The following is a 21,381-nucleotide window of genomic DNA, read 5'->3' as shown; positions in this document are numbered from 1 at the left end:
CACATCCACTACAATCAGGCACATGATTGGCGCTGCTCGTTTTCCGTTACGTAACCTCAATTTCGTCTGATAGCTGTCGATATGGAGAGCAGCCGTCCCAAGCTCTGAACAAGTTTAAGCCTGCCCAATTCCCACTGTTTACAATTGCCTGCTGACAAAAAGGATTCTGTACATGCTTTTTTCCCTGCTCGACAAATTCTTCAATCGACCGCTAACTGATGAAGCATTTGCCAAAAAATTTATGGATTCGACTCGTAAAGCTGGCTTCAGCGAGAATCTGAATTTTGAGAAGAACGAGTTCCGCATCCGCCATGGGGATGGATCGTACTTCAATCTCCATAATGCCTTTCGCGACTATCAAAATGCAGACAAAGCACAGAAATCCGCCGTTCTGACCGGATACGTATCGACTCTGTTAGAGGCGGGTAGAAAAACCGAGACTGTGTTTGATAATGTCAAAGCACAGCTGCGTCCGGTGATTCGCAACCTTGCCATGCTTGAAGAAATTCGACTGGAACACGCCCGTAAAAATGGCGACAAGCAGTACGATTATGTTTCACTGCCTTTGGGCCGAGACTGCGTTATTCTGCTTGCTGTCGATTCGCCCGAGTCCACTGCCACCCTTACCAATGGCCCCGAAGCACATTGGGGTGTGACGATGGAAGAGGCGGTAAAGATCTCCATCGAGAACCTGCGTGATACGACAGACGAAGCCTTCGGGGAGATTATTCCAGGCCTATACGCTGGGGAGTGGGCGGATGGGTACGACACCAGCAGGGTGTTGTTGCCAGATGTCCTTCAGCGCGTGCCAGTTAAAGGTCGGCCAGTGTTCATGGTGCCCAGTCGAGACGTCCTGATGGTCACTGGAGACAAGGACGAACAGGGAATTCGTCAGATGGTAGAGCTTGCTTTCCAGGCTCTTGAAAGGGGGCGTGCTGTCTCTACCGATATTTACACCTACGAAGGTCGCGATATCATACCGTTTAACTGTGATGATGAAGGGGTCAGCAGTCGGTTGGTTACACTGGAGCATTTGCTGCTGCAAAGTAATTATGCCAATCAGAAAGAGTTGCTCGACAAGCTCAATCTGGAAAAGGGCATCGACATCTTCGTCGCCTCCTACAACCTCTTCCAAATGGCTGACCAACCAAACCAGACGGTATCGATGAGCGCCTGGACAAAAGGTGTGCTGACGCTGTTGCCCAAGACAGATCGCGTCGCGTTGGTTGAACCTGTTGAGGGTGGGGAAGCGACAGTCAAAACCGTCTCCTGGAGTGAACTTGAATCCGAGCTTGGCGATCTGCTGGCTACAGAAGCGGGCTATCCACGTCGCTATCGGACACTGGGATTTCCTTCGGTTGAGCAGCTTAATCGCCTGACTACCTTGTGATCAGTGCTCTACTACTCTGGCGCACGGCAATGGAGGTATCGCTGAGCTGGCAAAGCAGCAGTCGCAATTTATCATTACGATACACTCCCCATTTTGATTGCTTATCCTGGTGGGAAAATTTGGGAGTTTACCGATGTGGGGTTGGTGGCTTCTCTAGCGCTACTGAGTCGGGCCGCAAGATCTGACTGACTTACTTCAGTTGGCGAGCCGCTGTGCGCGGGCAGGCTGTGGCGAACCGAGCTCCCGCGTCCCGCCGTATCTCGGCCCTGCGGGCGTCCATCCTTCACGCCTTCGGCTGTGCCAGCCTGCGCGCTCCGCTTGCGTTGGTTACTCAGTGCATATGGTCGATACGCCAAGCAGCTCGTCATTTCTCCGATGGGGAAACCACATCTTGCCAGCCATCAATCAATTCCATATTTTGCGCAACGAGCTGGCAGGGCTTGCCAGTTGCCTTGCGACAATTGCTAAGCGCCTGCTTTCGTGCTGTCTTGAGTGAGCGCGCGCCGTAGTACCAGTAAATGCTGCTACTTTCCTTGGACATGGCCATGGCTTTCTCGGTAACGCTCTGAAGATAAGCCTCAGCGCTCGCACGGTCTTCGGGCGCCAGCTTCGAAAGCAGCAGCATTAATGCGCTGTCGTCCATGGCAGGAAGCCGGTTGCTCCTGAGAAAATCTTCGATATGAGGCTTTAAAAGGGTATTGGCCTCTTGTTTGTAGAGCGAGTGCCCATCCCTACCGAATGGGGGTAGCAACGCCAGTTCAGCATTACCTCCCGCCGAGCGGTAGCCCGCGATCATCCGACCTACAAGATCTGGGCTGAAAAACGGATCATTCTCGGCGTAAATCCAGAGCGTTGGCGTTGGGTTGCCTTTGCCAAATTTCGTGAGGTTTCGCACAAGATCAGTTTGATATAACGAGCAATTAGAGTCCGCAGAGCCCACATTTGTGTAGTGGTAAACGCCGCCAGAGATGTTAACTACCGCCGTCAATGGGTGACTTGGTTGAGCCGCGAGGTCTAGCATTGACGCTCCGCCGATAGAGATACCAACACCTACTGCCAAGGATGGATCTACATCTGGACGCTCACGCACAGCCGCCAATGCGGCGCCAAGCTCTCTGCCATGCGCATCGAGAAATCGTGCCACGTTGGGATTGGTGCAAGTTCCCCCTTCATTCATGAAGTTTCCGGTCGAACGACCATAGCCGGGCCATACAATAGATGCGGCAAGCCAGCCACGGTGCGCAAAGTCGTGAGCGATATGAGCAAGCCAATCGGCATGTGCGGCGGACGGAGATGTTGCCGCCGAGCCGTTAACAATCAGTGCAATGGGGTACTTACCCTCCTTTACGGGACGAACGATTAATGCTTCGATTTTCTCAATATGTGAGTCAACCTGGATGGGCAGTAAGAGTTGTTCTTCGCTTACCAGTGAGTCTGCACGGGGTTGGCTTGCAAAAAGCATCAGACCAAACGTGATAGTCCTGAAGCGTAGTATTGATTGCATTTAGAACGCTCGCTGATACGTTAGAAGCCAAGCTTAAACTGGTGCGACAATAGCTGATCGTAAGGTTCTGTCCAACACGTCTTGTGGTTAGCCCGGGATGTCTCATCGCGTATCACTCAATCCAGCACCGTTGGGAAATAGGTGATGTGGAATTAACCTGCTGACACGTGGGGACTTACGCTATTAGTTCTGGAGTTCGGAGGGTCTGTTTCCGGAACTCTTTAGTTGTGTCTGCATATGTTCCGATTAGCAGCTAATCCAACAGGAATTCGTCCTGTTGAGTTATCTGCAAAGTAGTCTTCTCCAAACGCAGTAAAAATTCTTTTCGGGGCTGTCCTCCGCCATATCCGGCGAGTGCTCCATTCGTCGCTATGACACGGTGACAGGGAACGATAATGGATAAGCGATTGTGTCCATTTGCATTGCCCACTGCTTGGCTTGCACCTGGCTTACCGATGGCCCCAGCGATGGCACCGTAGGTTGAAATGGTTCCATAGTCGATTTTTAAAAGCTCTGCCCACACAAGCCTGTCAAAAGAACTGCCTGGCATATGGAGCGGTACTGAAAATTTCTTTAGCTTTCCCTCAAAATAAAGTTTTAGTTGCACTTCGATTTGCTTGATGTGGAGATGCTCGCCAGGCGCAATTGAATACCCATGACGCCCACGCAGTTCGTTTAATTCAGCGGTTAGCGCCGGACGGTCAAGAAATTCGAGGAGTACCAAACCTCGTTCCTCTGCCATGGCAATCATTGGGCCCAACGGTGTAGTCAGATGGCGATAAAGCAGGAGGGACGTTTCAGTTGCCTTACCGGGGGGCATTTGAAATGTTTTTTTGAAAGCATCCCTAAAGCCACTCAATGACTCGTATCCTAAGTCAAATGCTGTGTTATCCAGGGTTTCGCCCGAAGAAATCCGGCCTAGGGCGACACCGAGCCTTCTAGAGCGCATCCATGCATGAAAAGTCATGCCAAAATTTTGTTTGAACCACCTGCGTAAGCGTAACGGATCGATACCACGCGTAGTTAGTTCAGCATCACTCCAGCGAGCGTCAGGTGATGCAGATACAGAGGCCAGTAGCCCCTTGACCCAATCTGGCGCGGAAGCCGCGAGATCTAATGGCTTGCATCGTAAGCAAGGCCGATAACCTGCAGCCATCGCTTCGTTGGCCTGCGAAAAGAACTCTACATTCTCGGGCTTTGGCTTACGTGCACCACATGTAGGGCGGCAAAAAATACCTGTAGTTTTGACAGCAGTGAAAAAAACGCCCTCATAGGCGGTGTCGCTGCATAGCATCGCATTTACCATCTCGCTTCTGGGCGGAAGAGCGTGATTGTAAGATCTCATTAGAGCGTAGCCTCGTCCTCGAATGGGTGTGAAAATCGCTTTCGAGGTGCGGAAAACAGCGGCGATTTTCATGCGGATCACAGATTAATAGGGCGAAGATAACTTTTCGCTTAGGTGTTTTTTTGCTGCCATAAGGTTATTCAGGTCGCTGTAGGTATATGCGTCCAATGGATACTCGAAAAGCTTTCCCGTTCGCAGGAAGCTCTTGGCGAACGCCTTGTTGGCGCCGCATAAGAATTCAGAAATGCTGGAACCAGCGCTTAGCCGTTTGACGCCTAGACTCGTTAATTCATCCATGCCGGGTTGGCCGTTCCAGGCAAGCAGGTTGACGGGTAGCCGCGTTGCCTCGCACAGTGTAGCAATGTCGTTTTCCTCAACCATTCCAGCCGCAAAAATGCCGTCTGCACCTGCTTGCTCGAACAGCGATGCACGGAAGAGGGTCTCTGGCAATTGTCGCGCTGGCTCTACCAAACATCTCAGATAAACGTCAGTTCGTACGTTCACGAACAAGTCTATTCCATGCTTGTTTGCTACCTTCTTTGCCACTTCGATTTTTCGCAAAATCAGATCAGTGCTGCCTGTTCCGTCCTCAATGTTGATTCCAACGGCTCCAGCCCTAACTACGCAGTCAATAACTTTAGCAACCGACTCAAGGTCGTCGGAATAGCCCCCTTCGACATCGACCGTGAGGGGGACTGTAAGCACTCGAACCATTGACTCAACTGTAGTAGTCAGCAGTTTTAGGGGAAGTTGATTGCCATCCTGGTATCCATGCGCCCAAGCAACGGCGGCGCTGCTGGTCGCGACTGCCTTACTCCCTACGCTCTCGACAATACGTGCGCTGCCAGCATCGCTCACGTTGGCGAGTACCAACAAATTATCTTGGTGAAGGTTGCGAAAAACCGCACTTAGTGGCGTCATTCAGTGGTACCCCGGTGAGAAAAGACAGATGCAGAGCGCGCTATCGTAAGCTGACTACACCGACGTCTCCACCGAGAAATCGACAGTGATTTAAGAGCTAGCGAATATAGCTTTTGCGGGCTAGGGAGGGCTGAATACCTTCTCAAAAGCCTGCTGAAAGACGTTGCCGTACACATTCAGCCATCGCAGGGATCGGGTAGATGACTTCCTCGGACGCTTACCAGCAAAGCAGAAGTGCTTCTGGTCAACCTCTGCCAGAAGGGTGAGTACATCGATAAATTTTTCCATCCCCCAGCCTGAGGCTATCGAGAAAGTCATGGGGCTGGATGCGATCAATGGTCGTTGGGGCAGGGGGACGATGCGATTGGCGATTGCACCTACCGATCCCGGTTGGGGAATGCGAAGAGAGGCGATGAGCCAAAGTTTTACGACCCGTGTTGATCAGCTTTGGACTGTGTAGTGCGGATAACTCGCACTTCCACGAGCTGTCAGACGGTACAGAAAGAGGATTGCGAAATCATGGCTCAGCTTGATGAACATTATGAGAAGCTTTTAGGCAGTAGGGTTTCGGGAGCACACCTCTCGAACTACAGTATTGGGACTCTAAGTGCGAATTATTATTGAAAGCAATATTTCCAGTGTTAGTGTGCAGGATTAAAGTTATCTATTTAGCATTCGGCGAAAAATAATACTAAATAAAAAAAATGATTAGCCGATACTTCTTCTGATCAATGGCATGCCTCTCGGTTAACCAGATCTCACACTATGAAGAGAAAACTCTATGATTTGGTTCCTGAACCTGCGTCTTGCGGCAAAGCTGTCGATATCCTTTTTGCTCTGCGCATTGATCACTGTCGCGATTGGGCTTGTCGGGATGAACGGCAACTCCCGGTTAGGCGACACCATCGCATCCGTATTCAGCAACAATATAACCTCAATCAACAAAGTCAATGAGGCGCTTCAACAAGTAATTTATCACAATAGAGATCTGTACCTACTGCTGGCACAAAAGGCAGGTAACGCAAGTGAGGCGGAGCTTGCAACTACTCAAAAATCATTGTCTGACCGTCAGCGTACTGTAGAAAATGCATTCGCCATTTATCGTAGCACACCGCTGCGTGACGACGAAAAAGTGCTAGGTGACAAGTTTGAAATTGAATGGCCTGCTTATATAAAGGCGGCTAATCAGTTCGCCAATACTTTGAAGTCGGGGGATTTGCCAGGCGCGAGATCGCTTCTGACAGGAGAGGTGAGTAGTAAGTATGGTTTCGCTGAAAAAGAGATGTTGGGGATCATAGCATCTAATATTGATCAAGCAGATGATCTCAAACGTGATAGTGATGTACTCATTCTGAACTCTAAACTCATATTGATTGCGGGTATGGTAATTGCCTTCTTTCTGGCAATGGGTTTGGGTCTTCTTATCACACGCCTTATTACACGCCCGTTGTCTTACGCAGTCGCCGCTGCAGAGCGCATTGCCGGCGGCGATCTTACGCAACATATCGACGCGGGTAGCCACGACGAAACCGGGCAGCTGCTTTCCTCCCTGGGTGGAATGCAGACCAACCTTCGAAATACGATCCAAAATATATCGAGTGCTTCCGACCAGCTTGCTTCTGCAGCAGAAGAACTAAGCGTCGTCACGGACGAAAGTACGCGTGGCCTTACTCAGCAGAACAGCGAAATTGAGCAAGCAGCCACTGCGGTCAATGAGATGACCGCAGCTGTCGATGAAGTTGCTCGCAATGCGGTTTCTACAGCAGAAATATCGCAACGCACCAATCAAGATGCCATGGCTGGCAAGAGTAAGGTTGGAGAAGCGGTTGTAGCGATTGAAGGCATGGTTGGCGAAATCAACTCGTCCAGCTCGCAAGTCCAAGAGTTGGCTCATCAGACGAAAGAGATTAGCAAGGTGCTTGAGGTGATTCGCTCGATTGCTGACCAAACCAACCTGCTAGCATTGAATGCCGCCATTGAAGCTGCTAGAGCGGGTGAGCAGGGGCGCGGCTTTGCGGTAGTGGCCGACGAGGTAAGAGCCTTGGCTCATCGTACTCAATCCTCCACAGTCGAAATTGAGGGAATGATCAGTGCCGCGCAGATAAGCGCGACTTCTGTAGTGGAAACCATGAGCAAAAGTCAGCGCCAGGCAGATAACACACGTCAGCTTGCGCAGGCAGCCGGCGTTGCGCTGGAATCAATCACCGAGGGTGTTGCGGCGATTACAGAACGCAACCTCGTGATCGCCAGCGCTTCAGAAGAGCAGGCGCAGGTTGCTCGTGAGGTAGATCGTAATCTCGTGAACATCCAAAGCTTATCAGCTCAAACTGCTACAGGAGCACATCAGACAAATGCTTCGAGCCGCGAACTCTCAAGGCTTGCAGTGTCGTTCAATCAGCTGGTAGCCCAATTTAAGCTTTAGATCAGAATGAAAAGTTCGTTTTTACTGGTGTGTCTTTCAACTGACGTTACGCAGCACGATGCCCTAGTAAAGCCCATCAGGTCGGATTCCTTGCCGTGGAATTGGGCTCTCCGGCCTGGAGAAAGCCGCGTGCTAATTGCTGATACAATTCAGGCCCCATTCTTGAGCTGACGGCCTTGGCAATCAAGGCTACCGCCATGAGGCTGATCACCATACTGTGACTATCAATCATCTCCATCACAATAATGGCGGAGGTGATTGGCGACTGAGTAACGGCAGCTAGAAAACCCACCATACAGAGTGCGATAGTAGGCTGCGCGGCAAGCTGGAACAGCTCTGCGGTATTCGCGCCGACAGCGGCCCCTACCGCCAGTGAAGGGGCAAAAATCCCGCCAGGGATACCCGAAAAATATGTCACTACGGTCGCCAAGAAACGCGTAATTGGTGCGTGCCATGGCAGGACAACATCGGATGCGATGACCTGCGAGGTAATGCCATAACCGCTGCCGAACGACATTCCGCCGCTCAGCCAGCCCAATATGGCAACGATCAATCCGCAGATACCGGCAAACCACACCGGATGCAGGCGCCGCCATTGCCAGATGATGAACTGTGGGTGACGCTGGGGCCATAACAACATGCGGCTAAACAAACCACCCAATAGCCCACATCCAATCCCGATTACCAGTGCCGGCACGACTATATCGAAGTTGATTTCCTGAATGCCGAAGTGACCGAAATAGTTGTAGTTTCCCTGCAAGGCAATGGCAACCATCCCAGATAGGATGATGGTACTAAGAAGAACGCCGCTGGTACGGGTTTCCAGCTTGCGTCCCAGCTCTTCTACCGCGAATGCTATCCCTGCCAGGGGCGTATTGAATGCTGCCGCAATACCCGCTGCACCTCCCGCCAGAATAAGATCCTCGCTGCGTACGATTCGCGCATTGGGCAAGAAACGGTGAAAGAAGTGCATGATGGATGCCGCAACCTGAACTGAGGGCCCCTCACGCCCCGCCGAAAAACCGCCGGTCAGTGCTAGAGTTCCAAGGCTTATCTTGGCAAAAGCAATGCGCAGTGAAACCAGTCTGTTAATGGGCTTACCTTGACGTGCAAGTCGTGTTGCTGCGATTACCTGAGGAATTCCGCTGCCTTGGGCGCCCACGAAAAAGCGCGTTGTCAGCCAGACTACGAGCATGCCGATCAGTGGGGTGTAAATAAAAGGTAGCCACGCTCGCTCAGCGGTCTGTTGAGCAAACTGCGCCAGTGCCATGTCTGCCAGCCTTGCGAAAGCCACCACCAGTAGGCCGGCAATGGTTGCCGCAATCCATAACGTGACCCTGGTGCGCCAGCGCATTGAGGCGAAGCCTCGGCGTAACAGCATTATCGGTTTGATCACCCGAAGGGCTTCCTTGAAGTCGCCATATTGACCGCAAGACTAACCAAATAAGCAGCTCGTTCCAAACAGCTTTGGCGGAGCCGCTCGACAGGCTTTTTTGCGCCCATGGGTATTCACCTATTCATTGATAGGACTAATACCTCCAAAAAACCGGTGTTACGAGTACCAGGACGGTGAGTATCTCCAGCCGTCCCAGCAGCATGCCAATGGTAAGCAACCATTTTGCAGCGTCAGGTAATGACGAGAAGTTACCAGCAGGCCCGATGATTGTGCCTAAGCCTGAGCAGGGTCGAGGATTCGCGGTGGTCGCCGACGAGGTCAGAACTCTGGCCTCGCGCACACAAAACTCCACTGAAGAGATCCGCCGGATTATCCAAGAGCTGCAACTGCAACAGGCGACGCCGTCGAGCAAATGAAAGCGGGAAAACTGCGCGCGCAGGAGTGCATCGAATCCGCTGATCAGGCCTCTACCAGCCTGGATGCAATCAATGACGGCGTTGAGCAAATCGTAGGAATGAACACCCAGATAGCCAGCGCGGCGGTTCAGCAGCACGCCGTCTCGGAGGATATAAATCGCAATGTGACCGAGATTCGTAACGGTAGCCTTGCATTGATGGAGGGGATAGAGGACAACGCTGTGACTGCGGAAGAACTCTCGCTGCTGGCTGGGCAACTGCGTACTGTCGTTTCGCGTTTCAAGCTGTAACGCGACAGAAGGGGAGCTCAACTTGTTGCCTCCCCCCAGCTTTTGCTTACGCTCCTACCGATAGCGCGTTGATTCAATCGTAAACGAAGAACACCCAGCATTTTATAGGGATCTAAGAGTTGAGTCTTCTCCTTCCTGCGAGTGTCTATTCTCTCGTAACGTGACAATACTAATTACTAAGGAAACTCTCATGTCCAAACTCGCAGAATTCCGCCAACTCGAAAAACATCTAGCTGAACAACTCCAGGCGCTCGAAGCTCTCAAGGGCGATGCAGGCCTCAAGAAAGAAATTGAGTTTGAAACGAAGCTCCGCGATTTGCTCACAAAATACAGCTACAGCCTGAAGGACGTTATCAACCTGCTTGATCCGCAAGCCGGTCGACGCGTTCCTGTAGACACGCCGAAAGCGGGCACGCGCAAGGCCCGCCAGGTGAAAGTCTATAAGAACCCGCATACCGGCGAGGTCATCGAAACGAAGGGCGGCAATCACAAAGGTTTGAAAGAGTGGAAAAGTGAGCACGGCGCGGCGACTGTAGAGTCTTGGCTCGCGAAGTAATCTCTATTGATAGAAAAGGGCCCCTAATGGCCCTTTTTTGGCTCAACTTTTTGTGCGCCGGCAGCGCTCCGAGCAATAACGAACTTCCTCCCAGCAGCGCGCCCATTTCTTCCTCCAAGTGAAAGGAAGGCCGCACGTAAGGCATGTTTTTACCGGAAGCTCGCTCTTTTTCACACCGGCACCCACGTTGATGATGGTTAGCAGTTTACTTCGATAAGAAGTATCCGGTGGTGCGCAGTTGAAGGCTGTAAACCCAGATCCCGAAAACCAAAGCGTACTCCTTGAACATCGGAAGGGTGAGCAGGTGGACTATAGAACCGCTGCCCATTCGGCTAATGGAAAACGTTACACCTAACGCCAAGGCAAGAATGAAGCAAAGCGAACTACTCTTTTTCCTGGCTAATAGCATCAAGCCGCCAACGAACATCAGCAGCGCTACTACGCAGATATTGAGAAACACCGAGATAGAAATGTCACCAAAGCGAGTTTGCTCGAAACCTTCCTCCACCACCCAGACGCCAGCTTGAAGCAGGATGATGAAACAGTAGAAGACGGTCATGAAGACGGGGGCTGGACGAGTGTTGTACCAAGGCTGAGGCATGTTCGCTTCCATAGTGATGAGCTCCTGGGGAGATTGCAGGCACGGATTATAGGATGGTGGCTATGTACTACACCATCGAGGTCGCTGTGCCCATTAGCTCCCTGCGAGTCGCCGCAGCCCATTAGGACTGGTGTGCTGTGATGGAGATGGAATCAAACACCGTAACGTTTGTTCCCCCCAGAAGTGATGCAGTACCGACCGCCTCTAGGCCCGATACAGACGTTTCCGGATGAACAAGGGCAAGAGGATCCATAGCTCGGCGTTTGCCGAGGAATAGGCTGAGGAGCAGGTCTCGTCTGACGCACTGGTTCCTGCTTGGAGACTGCGTAGCAATTCGCCCCGTCACAGAGGCTTTTAGATGATAGCCATTTAGCTGGCTGACCATCTACGCTGATGCGAACCCAATCATTTTTCTTTTCGAAGACTTGAATCCTGTCGCCACGTTTCAAGGTCGAGATAACCTTTCCTCCAGGCTGGTTCCGCAGGTTCAACCTATCCGCATTTACAAACTGATCGACTGGTACGCTCTGTACTGGCTGGGTCGCTGGTAGCGGAGCAGAAATTAAGGCGTTCGGCGTGGGCTGCTTGTTGGGCGGAACCTTAGCGGGAGGCGTGTCTTTCTTGCTTATTGCCCAAAAGACCACGAAGAGAATTACAAGCGGGACTAACCACGACTGGGATTTTTTGCGCATATCCATTGCCCTCGTACAGTTCGCACCAAGCTGCTGGTTGCGTGCCGGTATTCACTGCAAGCTTAGCCAAGCCTCCACTTTCTGCAGCCTGCCAACCTGGAAGAGCTCCGGCTTTGCCACGTCGAGTACCTTAAGGAGTTGTTGTTTCTCTGATGGGGATGGAAACCACTCATCAACCTCGAGATTGCAGTGAGCAGACTCACTCAATGCCCACCGCACGATCATGTCGGCGGCGGCTCGATAGTGATCCGCCATGTGTAACTGTCGACCTTCTACAGACCAGCCAAGCTTCGCCATTTGCTCAGTGACATCGATGATGCCCAGGTCGCTAAAGAAGGCGGTGGTGTCAGGATAGTGAATACCCGCGAGAGATACCTTGGCTACGCCGGACACTCGGTCAAAGTAGGACAGGTAATGCCAACCACCCGTTGTGCTTCCTGAATGCGGAAAGTTGATGGCTGCTTTCCCTGTGACGTAGTGCTCGCGTGAGACACGTTTGAGATCAAAATCAAAAAGCGGCTGCCTCATGGGAGTTTTTTGAGCCGGGCTAGACCTTGCTTGATATGTCCGGCGTTTTCGCCAATGGTTTCAAGGGCGCCACGGACGTTGTTTCCTACATCCGCATGTCCGTGAGCCTCCACATGGAGGGTCAATTCCATGAGTGCAGCTTCGAGAGCGAGCTGATTTTGGTACATTCTTTCCAGAACGTCTGATAACGAATATTCGCTTGCCATTTTCCCTCTCCTCTCCTTGGAATCATCTGAGCATATCCGTTGTGGCACGACCTAGGGTATCAAGCGCATCTCGCGTAGTTTGTCGAACACATCGAAAAATGCTTGATCGCTCGCTTGGTAGGCAGTGAAGCCCATGACACGGCTTTTCGACATATCCGTTACTACTTCGATTGGTCGACCGAGGTCTGCATCGGTATGCCATGGGGATATCAGGCGACCAATATCGGATTCTTTCAAGCCGTTCTCCGCGACTATTTGCGTCCATAGGGCTTGATCGTCAGCCATCTGCTTCTCAAGAGGGGAGAGTGAAGCGGGATAATCGGCGGCAGGCAAGTCAAAGTAGTCGGCAATTCGGCTCCACATCCATTTCCAACGAAATACATCGCCGTTAGTGACGTTGAATGCTTGATTGGCCGCAGCCGGTGTGGTGGCCGCCCACATTTGTTGTTTCGCCAACTGCCGGGCGTCCGTCATATCGGTGAGGCTGTCCCACTGCACCCTTGATCCGGGAAACACAAAAGGGCGATTGGTCTGTTTGCAAATCGAGGCATAGACGGCGAGGGTAGTTGCCATGTTCATAGCATTACCTACAGCAACCCCGGTGACGGTATGCGGGCGATGAACGCTCCATGTGAAGCCGTCCTTTTCAGCAGCAACGAAGAGTTCGTCTTCTTGGGCGTAGTAGAAATTCTCAACGTCCAAACGACCCTGCTCTTCGCGGAACGGCGTTTGCGGGAGGCTGCCTTTTCCATAGGCTTCGAATGGGCCGAGGTAGTGTTTCAGGCCAGTGACCAATGCTACGTGCTCGACGCTCTTGGCTGGGCGAATGGCGGTGAGCACATTGCGAACCATGGCGGCATTAACGCGAATGTTTTCGGCCTCCGTAGCTTGCCGTGACCATGTGGTGATGAACACATGAGTAGGTTTCAGATCCGCAAGCGCATCTTCCAGCGAAGCTGGATCTTGGAGATCTGCCGCGACGGGGATCACGCCTTGCGATTGCGACGGGTGCCTCGATAGCGCGGCGACCTGCCACTTGTTGTCGATTAGTAACTGAGTGATGGCGCTGCCGACGATGCCACTGGCGCCCACAACCAAAGCTGTCTGGGTCATACGTTTCTCCTGGATTTAGATTTGGGAGTCCTCCTAAGTAACAGAGGTTCAACCTAAACCGGATCCGTACGGGGGGCCGTCGTAAGAGGATGTCGAACACACCTCCCGAACTCCAGTATTTGGAGCGATGGTGTCTCCCGTTTTTAAGCGGGCTCTCATGTAGCCCACCTTGCCATCAATATCTCGCCCAAGCAGGGCTTTTGGGCCTAGAGTCTTGAGTGTCGCTCACTGCGTAAGGAATACAAATGAACGCGTTGCCTTTAACCTCTATGCCAAAGCGCGTCAGCCTGCTGGGTTATGGCGGTCTGTTGCCGTTTATTTTTCTGGCGCTGCTGATCCCGTTCTCTCTCGACTATCGGCCATTGTTTGAAATTGCGCTTGTTAACTATGGCGCAGTCATCCTGAGCTTCGTCGGAGCCTTGCACTGGGGCTTCGCCATGAGCGTGCAAGACATAAGCGCCGAGCAACGCTCCGACCGGTTTATCTGGAGTGTCACTCCTGCACTTATTGCTTGGATTGCCACGTTATTGCCAATGCCATTGGGTTGCTTGCTGTTGGTCATCGGCTTTGTTATCCACCTCCGGCAGGACAGGCAGCTGTTGCGGGTTATGAGCTTGCCCGCCTGGTACCTGCCGATGCGATTACGGCTTACCTTCGTGGCGAGCGTCTGCTTGCTGCTTGCCGCGCTCGTTGAGGCGCTTCATTCGTGAAGTCTCGTGTGCCCGACTCACTTCCATCCAAGCACCGCGTCTGAATTAAGGCGAGGCTGTTGGGCCTCTTGGCTCGTGGAAAGGTGACATGGGGTCAGTAGCAAGCGGAGCGCGCAGGCGGGAGGATGGAAGCCCACAGGGCCAAGACTCGGCAACGGCGAGGCTTGGTTCACGACAGCCGTCCTCGCAGAGGCCCGCTCGACATTGGCTCCCTAGAGCGCCTTCAGGAGACGCTTAAGCGTCTGATGTTCCCATGTGCTGAGCAACGCAATGGGATCTGTTCCAAATCTATCCCCCGCGTCAAACGACCATCGCCGTCCATCCGGACTGACGCATTCTTCGCAGTAACCCAGCTGATCGCAGTCGTTATAAATCGACATCTGCCAATCATCTACATTGATCTGGAAGTGGCCGGAATAAATCTCGTCCCACGATTCATGACCAACCTTACTCATAACGCTTCGACCGAAAATCGCCTCCCTCAGTACCTGAGATACCTCTCTTGCGGATAGCTCAGCCGCAGTGTTTTCGCTAACGCTACCTACCTGGGATGAACGAGCTGCCGTTCTGGCAGCTTTCAGCCTTTGCTCAGCGTACATAGCCGGATCATCACCTGGCAGCGGATAGCCTGCGACTGAGAGAGCTTCGGCACGCTCTTCAATGAGCAGGCGCTCAGGATCACGAGCGACTTGATAGGCTCTGCCCGGCACGCGCCAAGCGGCATCCATTCGTGGCTTCTCAGTGGCTGACCGGCTTACTCTCCAACCGGCTTCGTCGTGTGCTTTTGCAAGCAGGCACTCACCACAATTGGGCACGTGGTTCGCGATCTCGTACTCACGCCAGTCCACCATAGCTCCGCCATCGATGCCGAGAGGCTTGCGCTCAATCAGCCAGGCTACAGCGTTGATAACCTGACCATGCGAAAACGCTACGATGTCTTGGGCGGGATGTTCAGCAAGACGCTCCAGGAAAGACTGAGCTCTAGCTATGAAATCTAGAAATGACTCAGCGCCTTCACCATCCGTGAAACCAGGATCTGCTTTGGCCCAATACGCCTCCACCCATTCGCGCCGATCAGCGACGGTTGTGCTAGTGCACCGCGCGGGTTCAAGGTAAGTGAATTCTTGGATGGGCCAAGTTTCAAAAGGGATATGAGGAAACACCGATGCGGTCGCCATAGCGGTTGAGTGCGCTCGGGTGAAAGGCGAGGCAACGATCAGAGCCGGAGCATGGTTGAACGACAATGCGACCAGCTGCGCTTGCTCAACTCCTTTCGGGGTGAGAGTAATAGTCGCGTGATCTAAAGTGGCTTCGCCCGCGTTCGCAGCGCTTTCTCCATGTCGTATTAGTCTCACATGCTTCATTTACGAACTACTCGCACAGATTCGGCCATCATTTCTCTTAGATCCCAAAGGTTACGGGTACTCAACCTTCAATCAAGAAGCCTCGACAGCAATCCCTCAATCTGGGTGCCTGCATGCTTGAATTTCAGGTCTTCGAGCTTAGCTTCCCTTCGTTCGCCGGTGAGCAAGCTGAGTCCGTGAAGCGCATTCAGCAACTTCTGAAACTCACCGATTTCCGAACTCAAAGTCAGCCAGGTAGTGTTCAATCGACGAACTAACTCGTCGGCCTCGTGGCTCAAGCGTTGTGACTCAATTAGCTTGTTAGCGTTGGTGGTGGCCTTAAGATGACCTAAAGCCTGCTCAAGTTCGTCCAGTAGCTCGGTAACAGCCTCCGACTGGTCAAGTGACACGGGGCGCCCCTCCACATAAATCGTGTCCGCCTGAACGCAATAGACAGCTAGTGGCCCTTCACCCCCTCCGGTGCAATCAAGTGCAAGAACGTTCCCTAGCCGAACAGGCTCTGGAATCCAGGTGTGCCCCGTGCACACACGCCAGACCCCTTTGACACCTTCTCGATGGTGCTTTTTGATCCGCTCGCGCCCCCATAGCGCGATCTCTTCTACAGCAGGGATTGATATGTCTCGAGTGAACTCGACCCATGACATCCCGGCAGGGACATCAGCATGAACAACGCCAACCAAACCGCGAGGGGACTCGATTTCTATGACTGTGGGAAGGCTCTCGAGCTTCCCAATGACCATCTCTTTCGATTCGTCAGCGATGGTCGACCACCAGCCCGCACCATGAGCTACATAACGAGCGCTGGGGTTTTCCCTGTAAGCCTTGATAAGCATCTGCTCATGGTTACCTTGAACGGTGAAGAACCATGGCTCACCAAGAAGCTTCAGACCGTCGAGGACTCCAGGCCCGCGATCTATTAGATCACCCACCCCAATGACTCGGTCGATAGTTTTGTCGAAACCGAGCTTCAATAATCCTTTGTAGAGATCAATCGACTTGAAGTGAATGTCACCGATAACGAAGTCGCGACCGACCTCGTTCCGGGGAAGCCTCAGGACTTTCTGACTCATGCGCGGGGTTCCTTCCTCAATGCCCACTTACCAGGCTACCAAAACCGTATTGTCCCCCCGGCAACCGCACCTTCCAACAGAAATATGACAAAGCAGGATGACTCCGCTCCATTGCTTTCGGGCAAGCGGAGCGCGCAGGCCAGTAGGCCGGAGGCGCGAGGATGGAGGCCCAAAGGGCCATGACTTGGCATCAGCCATGGCATGGTTTACGACAGCCGACCCGATAGGGCGCGCCATAAACCGCGATTTGCTCAGATTGTCTTCAGCAGTCGCTCGAGCGTCTGGGCTTTACGTAAACGGACGGAACCGGCTGATAGCTGCCTGGCGCTAGACTGCTATAGGCCACCTGAATCGCATAGGAATGCGCCCTGCAGATCCCAAAGCAGCTACGTCGGATTGCACTTTTCTCCGGCCTTATTTGCCTTGGAAGCGGCTTTCACTGCCTCGCTAACCAGCTTTCCATTTTGAGGGTTCATTGACTTATCCGGGCCATGCAACTCGTAATAGCCAGCAGGGCCATCCGGCATCAATTCTCTGCTGTAGATCTTGAACACATTACAGGAAGTGGTTGCGCCGCAACTCTGAGTAGAAAGTGAAGCGATACAGCTTTCGGCAAGCCGCTTCAGCTTTGTCATCTCCGCTTCCACAGTCTGTGCCTGCGCATCCGCCACAATTAGCAGCAAAGCTACGCCTAAGACTTTTTTCATCAAAACATCGGCTCTCTTCTTTAGTTGAGGGCAGACCTTACCTCTACGAAGTTAGAGCAACCACTCAAAACCGCGTCAGAAACTGCGTGAGCGAATGCAGGAGAAACGGTTGGTCGAGTGGGATGGTTACGCCAGGGTGAGTCAAGGATCGCTGATGATCTACCGGCTCAGGTATTCCAATATTTTTGGACAGTGCTTCGCGCAACGCCGAGCTTTTCGGCTATTGTTTTCCTGTCGAAACCTTGCGCTTTCAGGGCTCGAATGTAATTCGCATTAACGGGCCGCTTTGGCTTGCCTTGGGAGCGCTTGATGAGCTTTCCGTCACTAAATTGCTCCTCCACCAACTGCCACCCTCCAGACATCTCGAATTCCCTGACACGCAAGGCAGTACGCTGTAAGGCCTCTGACGGGAGTTCTTCACCCTGCGCAGCAATGACGAGAGTGACCATAGTCAAAAGGTCGAGGCCTAGGTAGTCAGCGATCTCGTCCAGCTTCTCCAACGTCGCATTCGCTCGGGCCTGCTCAAGCTTACCCACGTACGTTCTGTGCGTTGCCCCCGCCAACTCTTCGTAACTCAACCCCTGATGAGCACGAGCTCCACGCAATGCTCCTGCCAGCGCTTCTTTCAGATGCATGAGTCGGATCCTCAAAACTGAGGATAGAGCCACGGCAAGCGTGTTTCGATAAACAGGCCATGGTGATATTATCGTGACATATGGTTTGCCAAGCAGTCGTTTGATCATAGCGGCGGGATGTTTGGATTGGTGATGGATTGGTCATGAGAGCAGCACCTAAGACACGGTCAAGGGTGTCTCGATGGGAGACGCGCTCATCAAGTCCTCCGTTTATGGCCTGCGTAAGCCCGCCTGCATTCGTCACTGAGCGACGTCTTGGCAAAAACCAGATCCACTTTTTTAAGCGAAGGCAGGGATAGTGAGTGATGAAGTTCGATTGCGTGAAAGTTTCAGGAAAAGTTGACTACGTTCGATCTGTTGATCGAATGAACGGCGGACATAAAGCTAAAGTCAGCATTGACGGTGCAGTTATTCCGAATTTGCAAGTGTCGAACAAGCTTTACGAAGAGCTAGAGGTCGGCGAGAGTGTAACTTTGTATGGCTTGTTTAAAAGAAACAATGACAAAGAAAAAAACACAGGCATCTTGTACGGCCTAGCGAAGCAAAACGGCGAGAACTCATTTGCAACCCAGTATAGATATCAAGTCCCGATTTTCCTGACGGTCACTGCGGCCATCGCATTTTGTCTAACTTTCGTCGCCGGCTGGATCGCTTCGATCTTTCCAGTGCTGTTTGTCTTCGGGGAAAATTCAGATTATATGTATACCACTACGGTATTTGCAGTAATTGAGTCGAGCTTGGTTGCCGCCTTTTTCCTGTGGAGGGCATGGGTGATGTTCAACGCTACTTCTGATCCTGAAGCTTGGAAAACTACCGAAGCTGCAGTGCTATCGAGTCGCTTCAGTAAGCTCCATAAGTAATAATCCTGTACGTAGGGGGCGGTTACACCTGCCCCGGCTTCGGACTCGCTACGCCAGACTTTCCTTTCCTTGCGAGTATCGGGCAAGCGGAGCGCGCAGGCGTGCTGGATGAAAGCCCGGAGGGCCGAGACGTGGCTTGCCACGGCTCGGTTCACGCCAGCCTTCCACCGCAGGTGGCACGCCATAGCTACTGCCCGATATAAATCAATAAGGATGCGGCTGAAATGACCCACCATGAACTCCGTCAGCTTGAGGGCGCTAGACGAAGGACTCTGTGGGCACTTGCCAGCCTCCGTCCTGGTGATCCCAACGCATCCGACCTCCTTGCCATCCTCGATGATCTCGACGACCAAGAGCGAAACGACACCCCCTCTAGCGATAAGCCACTCGACCTCATTCAGGTTCGTAACTCTGTCTCGGTGATGCGCCATAACTCCGGAATCATCATTATTTTGGAGCAGACTATTCCGCAACCCTGGAGAGAGCGTTTCTACCAGGCAAGCGTCGGGTCGACCAGGTTGGTCGATGGGCCATACGCCTCAGGCTGGGATAAATTCCTTGCGAGTTGGGAAGCAGAGATGCGACACCTGGAGCAGCATCGGGCCGCAAGAAATAAATCTAAAAAAGACTGAGCGGGTGAGGGCCTGGTTGAAGACGATGACACGGTGTACTGCGATATCCAGATGCCGCTAGCCCAGGGCCGAGAGCTTCTGGAATTAGTAAATGCACTCCGAGAATCGAGAGCTCATCCGCGTCTCGACAAAGTCTTCGAGCACATGCAAGACGAACTCAGTACGTCCATCGATATCGTAGATAACCCGCCAACATGGGGGTCTTGGTGCGAGTAAGGCTCCTCATCGCGGTGAGACTTCCGTTTCTCATCAACCCCTGCTCGGTACTCCCGGCACATCCATGTTGATCTTGCGCCAAAAGGCTTCTGAGAAACTGTAAACTGAGAAGGCAATCAGCCCTAAGGCCATCACCATCAAAATCAACCAACCAGCTGGCAGATTTTGGAGCGCATCCAGTGATTCCTTCATACCAGGTGGATCCATGGCTTGATAAGTGGAACCACTGATTGCCAGCAGCAACGCAATCTCTATAAAAACAACCCCTCGGGCTATTAGGCCGAACCGCGACACCGGACGGACATACCGCATGACGTCTTCGTCAGCTTCAAAATATTTCTCGAACGATGCCTTCCATCCCTTGATGATGTGAGCAACACCCACACCAAGGGGAACGAGAGCGATAAGGTACACCAACAAATTCGAGTGATCCCAGGATAGGAAATGCGCTAGCCAGTCTTTGCTTTGCCCTCCGGAATCGCCCGAGCTTTTAATACCGCTAATGAGTAGGCCCAACGCAAAAAACGCAAGAGCGCCGTTGACGATGCCTCCCGCGAACAGGCCTGCGCGAATCACCAAACCTTTGAATTTTTTGCCGTGGTGATCGACGTCACGCGTAGCTTGCAGGACGCGCCAAGCCGCAAACGCGAGGAGACCCGCCACAACAAGCCCAACTAAAAAATAGCCAAAAGGTTGGCTTAGCAATGCTTCCAGGCTCTTGTGGCTGTCCTTCGGTTTTGTCGAGTCTTGTGCTGCGAGCAACGCGAAAATACCGATGATCAAATACAGCATTCCCCGAGCGGCGTAGCCTCCCCGAGCGAGTATTACTAGGCTGTGTTGCGCGGACATTCGATGTATTCCCGAGATCTGATACTAGAGCAGACCCTTCTTGCAGGGTAGGGTTCTATATAAAGCCCGTGACTGCGGGGAATTCGTTATCCAAGACGACTGCCGGCATAAAGCATTAGTGCAGTACGCCCATCGATTTCTTGGAGAACCCACTAACGGGGAGGTTTATAGGTACCTAGGCTGTAGAGTTAGGTTTAGTCACCAAACATCTCGTTGAGCTCCGTATCAGCACGCCCCAAGGATTTCATCGTGATGTTGCCGGCGCCATTTTCACCGACGTGCCAGAGCGCAAATTTCGGCAAGTTGAGCCAAGTCGGTGGCTTCACCGCAACTGGATACGCCGAGCGAGTTTCGTAGGTAGCTCCACCGTCGATTATCGAGACCAGCGCTATACCGTGTGCTGTAGCGTACTTTATCGCTCCGGATTGAAACCCTGTTGTGCTGAACAGCATTCCTTTATGAGCGCACACAGATCTCACCTTGTCGTGCAGCACCTGAATCAGCTCTCGCTCGACTGCGTTACGGTATTTTTTGCACTCAATCAGCACGGTGAATTCGGCCCCTGCAAAAGCTTGGAGTTTCGCCAGCACGTCGATCTGGTAGGTTGAGTCGTAGGCCTCGACCTTCACGTCGTGTTTCACCTCCATCGATGTCAGCTCACCTCCTTGCTTTACGATCCAGTCCCTGACCAACCGCTCAAATTCGGCAGCGTTGATTTCGAGGTTGGGATTTGCCATCGGTGGAAAAATTTGTCGTCCTTGAAATGAGAGATTGCCCGTCCAGCTTTGGCTAGCGGGGCGGGTTCCTCTTCGGCAAGGGCAATGTGGATTACTGCTAACAGGCGAGCAGGCGTACCAGCTGCTTCAAAGCCTCACTAGCTGCGTGTATTCACTTGAAACCAAGTCTTGGAGGATCTGAGACAAGATTATCGATTGGCGTACCGGCTCGGACTCAGATT

22 protein-coding genes and 4 pseudogenes are annotated in these 21,381 nt (G+C 52.5%); 8 read left to right on the top strand and 18 right to left on the bottom strand.

Annotated features, from left to right (window positions below; genetic code table 11):
• Window positions 1-172 precede the first annotated feature (172 nt).
• Window positions 173-1,390: a DUF1444 family protein gene (locus V3W40_RS07080; RefSeq protein ID WP_330214731.1), complete on the top strand. Its 1,218-nt coding sequence runs from the start codon at window positions 173-175 to the stop codon at window positions 1,388-1,390.
• A gap of 364 nt (window positions 1,391-1,754) precedes the next feature.
• Here the strand turns inward: V3W40_RS07080 and V3W40_RS07075 are convergent, their stop codons facing one another.
• The 3 genes from V3W40_RS07075 to V3W40_RS07065 all read right to left on the bottom strand — a co-directional run bounded on the left by V3W40_RS07075 (window position 1,755) and on the right by V3W40_RS07065 (window position 5,160).
• Window positions 1,755-2,852: a hypothetical protein gene (locus V3W40_RS07075; protein ID WP_224265960.1), complete on the bottom strand. Its 1,098-nt coding sequence runs from the start codon at window positions 2,850-2,852 to the stop codon at window positions 1,755-1,757.
• A 295-nt stretch (window positions 2,853-3,147) separates the two neighbouring features.
• Window positions 3,148-4,239: a bifunctional transcriptional activator/DNA repair enzyme AdaA gene (locus V3W40_RS07070; protein WP_330214932.1), complete on the bottom strand. Its 1,092-nt coding sequence runs from the start codon at window positions 4,237-4,239 to the stop codon at window positions 3,148-3,150.
• 84 nt (window positions 4,240-4,323) lie between these two features.
• Window positions 4,324-5,160: an isocitrate lyase/PEP mutase family protein gene (locus V3W40_RS07065; protein WP_330214730.1), complete on the bottom strand. Its 837-nt coding sequence runs from the start codon at window positions 5,158-5,160 to the stop codon at window positions 4,324-4,326.
• Between the two features lie 222 nt (window positions 5,161-5,382).
• Here V3W40_RS07065 and V3W40_RS07060 point away from each other — a divergent pair.
• Both V3W40_RS07060 and V3W40_RS07055 read left to right on the top strand, forming a co-directional pair.
• Window positions 5,383-5,620 (top strand): annotated as a pseudogene (locus tag V3W40_RS07060) (DUF4113 domain-containing protein); the annotation flags it as partial.
• Window positions 5,621-5,941: 321 nt separating this feature from the next.
• A complete protein-coding gene (locus tag V3W40_RS07055) occupies window positions 5,942-7,582 on the top strand; it encodes a methyl-accepting chemotaxis protein (protein WP_330214729.1) in 1,641 nt (546 codons plus the stop codon).
• 76 nt (window positions 7,583-7,658) lie between these two features.
• On the opposite strand, the gene V3W40_RS07050 is transcribed toward V3W40_RS07055, so the two are convergent.
• Both V3W40_RS07050 and V3W40_RS07045 read right to left on the bottom strand, forming a co-directional pair.
• Entirely contained in the window at window positions 7,659-8,978 is a 1,320-nt protein-coding gene (locus tag V3W40_RS07050) for a chloride channel protein (protein ID WP_330214728.1), read from the bottom strand.
• Window positions 8,979-9,111: 133 nt separating this feature from the next.
• Window positions 9,112-9,258 (bottom strand): annotated as a pseudogene (locus V3W40_RS07045) (potassium transporter TrkH); the annotation flags it as partial.
• A 1-nt stretch (window position 9,259) separates the two neighbouring features.
• Between V3W40_RS07045 and V3W40_RS07035 the strand changes: the two are divergent.
• Together V3W40_RS07035 and V3W40_RS07030 are read left to right on the top strand one after the other, a co-directional pair.
• A pseudogene (locus V3W40_RS07035) lies at window positions 9,260-9,684 on the top strand (methyl-accepting chemotaxis protein); the annotation flags it as partial.
• Between the two features lie 190 nt (window positions 9,685-9,874).
• Window positions 9,875-10,240 (top strand): histone-like nucleoid-structuring protein, MvaT/MvaU family, encoded by a 366-nt coding sequence (locus V3W40_RS07030; RefSeq protein WP_330214726.1) that lies wholly within the window; start codon window positions 9,875-9,877, stop codon window positions 10,238-10,240.
• 42 nt (window positions 10,241-10,282) lie between these two features.
• Here the strand turns inward: V3W40_RS07030 and V3W40_RS07025 are convergent, their stop codons facing one another.
• The 6 genes from V3W40_RS07025 to V3W40_RS07000 form a co-directional block, all read right to left on the bottom strand.
• Window positions 10,283-10,414: a DUF2256 domain-containing protein gene (locus tag V3W40_RS07025; RefSeq protein WP_083221774.1), complete on the bottom strand. Its 132-nt coding sequence runs from the start codon at window positions 10,412-10,414 to the stop codon at window positions 10,283-10,285.
• A gap of 31 nt (window positions 10,415-10,445) precedes the next feature.
• Window positions 10,446-10,841: a hypothetical protein gene (locus V3W40_RS07020; RefSeq protein ID WP_330214931.1), complete on the bottom strand. Its 396-nt coding sequence runs from the start codon at window positions 10,839-10,841 to the stop codon at window positions 10,446-10,448.
• Window positions 10,842-10,993: 152 nt separating this feature from the next.
• Window positions 10,994-11,533: an SH3 domain-containing protein gene (locus V3W40_RS07015; RefSeq protein ID WP_330214930.1), complete on the bottom strand. Its 540-nt coding sequence runs from the start codon at window positions 11,531-11,533 to the stop codon at window positions 10,994-10,996.
• 51 nt (window positions 11,534-11,584) lie between these two features.
• Window positions 11,585-12,061, bottom strand: a complete 477-nt coding sequence (locus V3W40_RS07010) for a hypothetical protein (RefSeq protein WP_330214725.1) — start codon at window positions 12,059-12,061, stop codon at window positions 11,585-11,587.
• Window positions 12,058-12,267: a hypothetical protein gene (locus V3W40_RS07005; RefSeq protein WP_065945829.1), complete on the bottom strand. Its 210-nt coding sequence runs from the start codon at window positions 12,265-12,267 to the stop codon at window positions 12,058-12,060. Before V3W40_RS07005 ends, V3W40_RS07010 begins: the two co-directional genes overlap by 4 nt.
• A 51-nt stretch (window positions 12,268-12,318) precedes the next feature.
• Window positions 12,319-13,380, bottom strand: coding sequence for an SDR family oxidoreductase (locus V3W40_RS07000; protein WP_122528464.1), 1,062 nt, complete (start codon window positions 13,378-13,380; stop codon window positions 12,319-12,321).
• 245 nt (window positions 13,381-13,625) lie between these two features.
• Between V3W40_RS07000 and V3W40_RS06995 the strand changes: the two genes are divergently transcribed.
• Complete coding sequence (locus V3W40_RS06995; protein ID WP_122528465.1) at window positions 13,626-14,090, top strand: DUF3429 domain-containing protein; 465 nt, start codon at window positions 13,626-13,628, stop codon at window positions 14,088-14,090.
• 212 nt (window positions 14,091-14,302) lie between these two features.
• Here V3W40_RS06995 and V3W40_RS34675 read toward each other — a convergent pair whose 3' ends face one another.
• From V3W40_RS34675 to V3W40_RS06975, 5 genes and pseudogenes are all read right to left on the bottom strand, one after another.
• Window positions 14,303-14,689 (bottom strand): DUF7693 family protein, encoded by a 387-nt coding sequence (locus V3W40_RS34675; RefSeq protein WP_442962835.1) that lies wholly within the window; start codon window positions 14,687-14,689, stop codon window positions 14,303-14,305.
• 156 nt (window positions 14,690-14,845) lie between these two features.
• Window positions 14,846-15,454, bottom strand: a pseudogene (locus tag V3W40_RS06990) (histidine phosphatase family protein); the annotation flags it as partial.
• A gap of 68 nt (window positions 15,455-15,522) precedes the next feature.
• Window positions 15,523-16,524, bottom strand: a complete 1,002-nt coding sequence (locus V3W40_RS06985) for a metallophosphoesterase (protein ID WP_330214724.1) — start codon at window positions 16,522-16,524, stop codon at window positions 15,523-15,525.
• 386 nt (window positions 16,525-16,910) lie between these two features.
• Window positions 16,911-17,231 carry a hypothetical protein gene (locus V3W40_RS06980; RefSeq protein WP_330214723.1) on the bottom strand — a complete coding sequence of 107 codons (321 nt, stop codon included), beginning with the start codon at window positions 17,229-17,231 and terminating at the stop codon, window positions 16,911-16,913.
• A 167-nt stretch (window positions 17,232-17,398) separates the two neighbouring features.
• On the bottom strand, window positions 17,399-17,866 hold the full coding sequence (locus tag V3W40_RS06975) for a transcriptional regulator (RefSeq protein WP_310863894.1): 468 nt from the start codon (window positions 17,864-17,866) through the stop codon (window positions 17,399-17,401).
• Window positions 17,867-18,171: 305 nt separating this feature from the next.
• Here V3W40_RS06975 and V3W40_RS06970 point away from each other — a divergent pair, with 305 nt between their 5' ends.
• Together V3W40_RS06970 and V3W40_RS06965 are read left to right on the top strand one after the other, a co-directional pair.
• Window positions 18,172-18,726 carry a hypothetical protein gene (locus V3W40_RS06970; RefSeq protein ID WP_330214929.1) on the top strand — a complete coding sequence of 185 codons (555 nt, stop codon included), beginning with the start codon at window positions 18,172-18,174 and terminating at the stop codon, window positions 18,724-18,726.
• 224 nt (window positions 18,727-18,950) lie between these two features.
• Window positions 18,951-19,358, top strand: coding sequence for a hypothetical protein (locus tag V3W40_RS06965; RefSeq protein ID WP_330214722.1), 408 nt, complete (start codon window positions 18,951-18,953; stop codon window positions 19,356-19,358).
• A gap of 249 nt (window positions 19,359-19,607) precedes the next feature.
• On the opposite strand, the gene V3W40_RS06960 is transcribed toward V3W40_RS06965, so the two are convergent.
• Together V3W40_RS06960 and V3W40_RS06955 are read right to left on the bottom strand one after the other, a co-directional pair.
• Complete coding sequence (locus V3W40_RS06960) at window positions 19,608-20,423, bottom strand: DUF1206 domain-containing protein (protein ID WP_330214721.1); 816 nt, start codon at window positions 20,421-20,423, stop codon at window positions 19,608-19,610.
• 194 nt (window positions 20,424-20,617) lie between these two features.
• A complete protein-coding gene (locus tag V3W40_RS06955) occupies window positions 20,618-21,160 on the bottom strand; it encodes a restriction endonuclease (RefSeq protein ID WP_330214720.1) in 543 nt (180 codons plus the stop codon).
• Window positions 21,161-21,381: the final 221 nt, after the last annotated feature.

This window comes from Pseudomonas sp. AM8 (assembly GCF_036346475.1).
GTDB classification, from domain to species: Bacteria; Pseudomonadota; Gammaproteobacteria; order Pseudomonadales; family Pseudomonadaceae; genus Aquipseudomonas; species Aquipseudomonas marginalis.
Note: the sequence above shows the minus strand (reverse complement) of the source record. Positions and strands in the feature narration are given on the sequence as shown.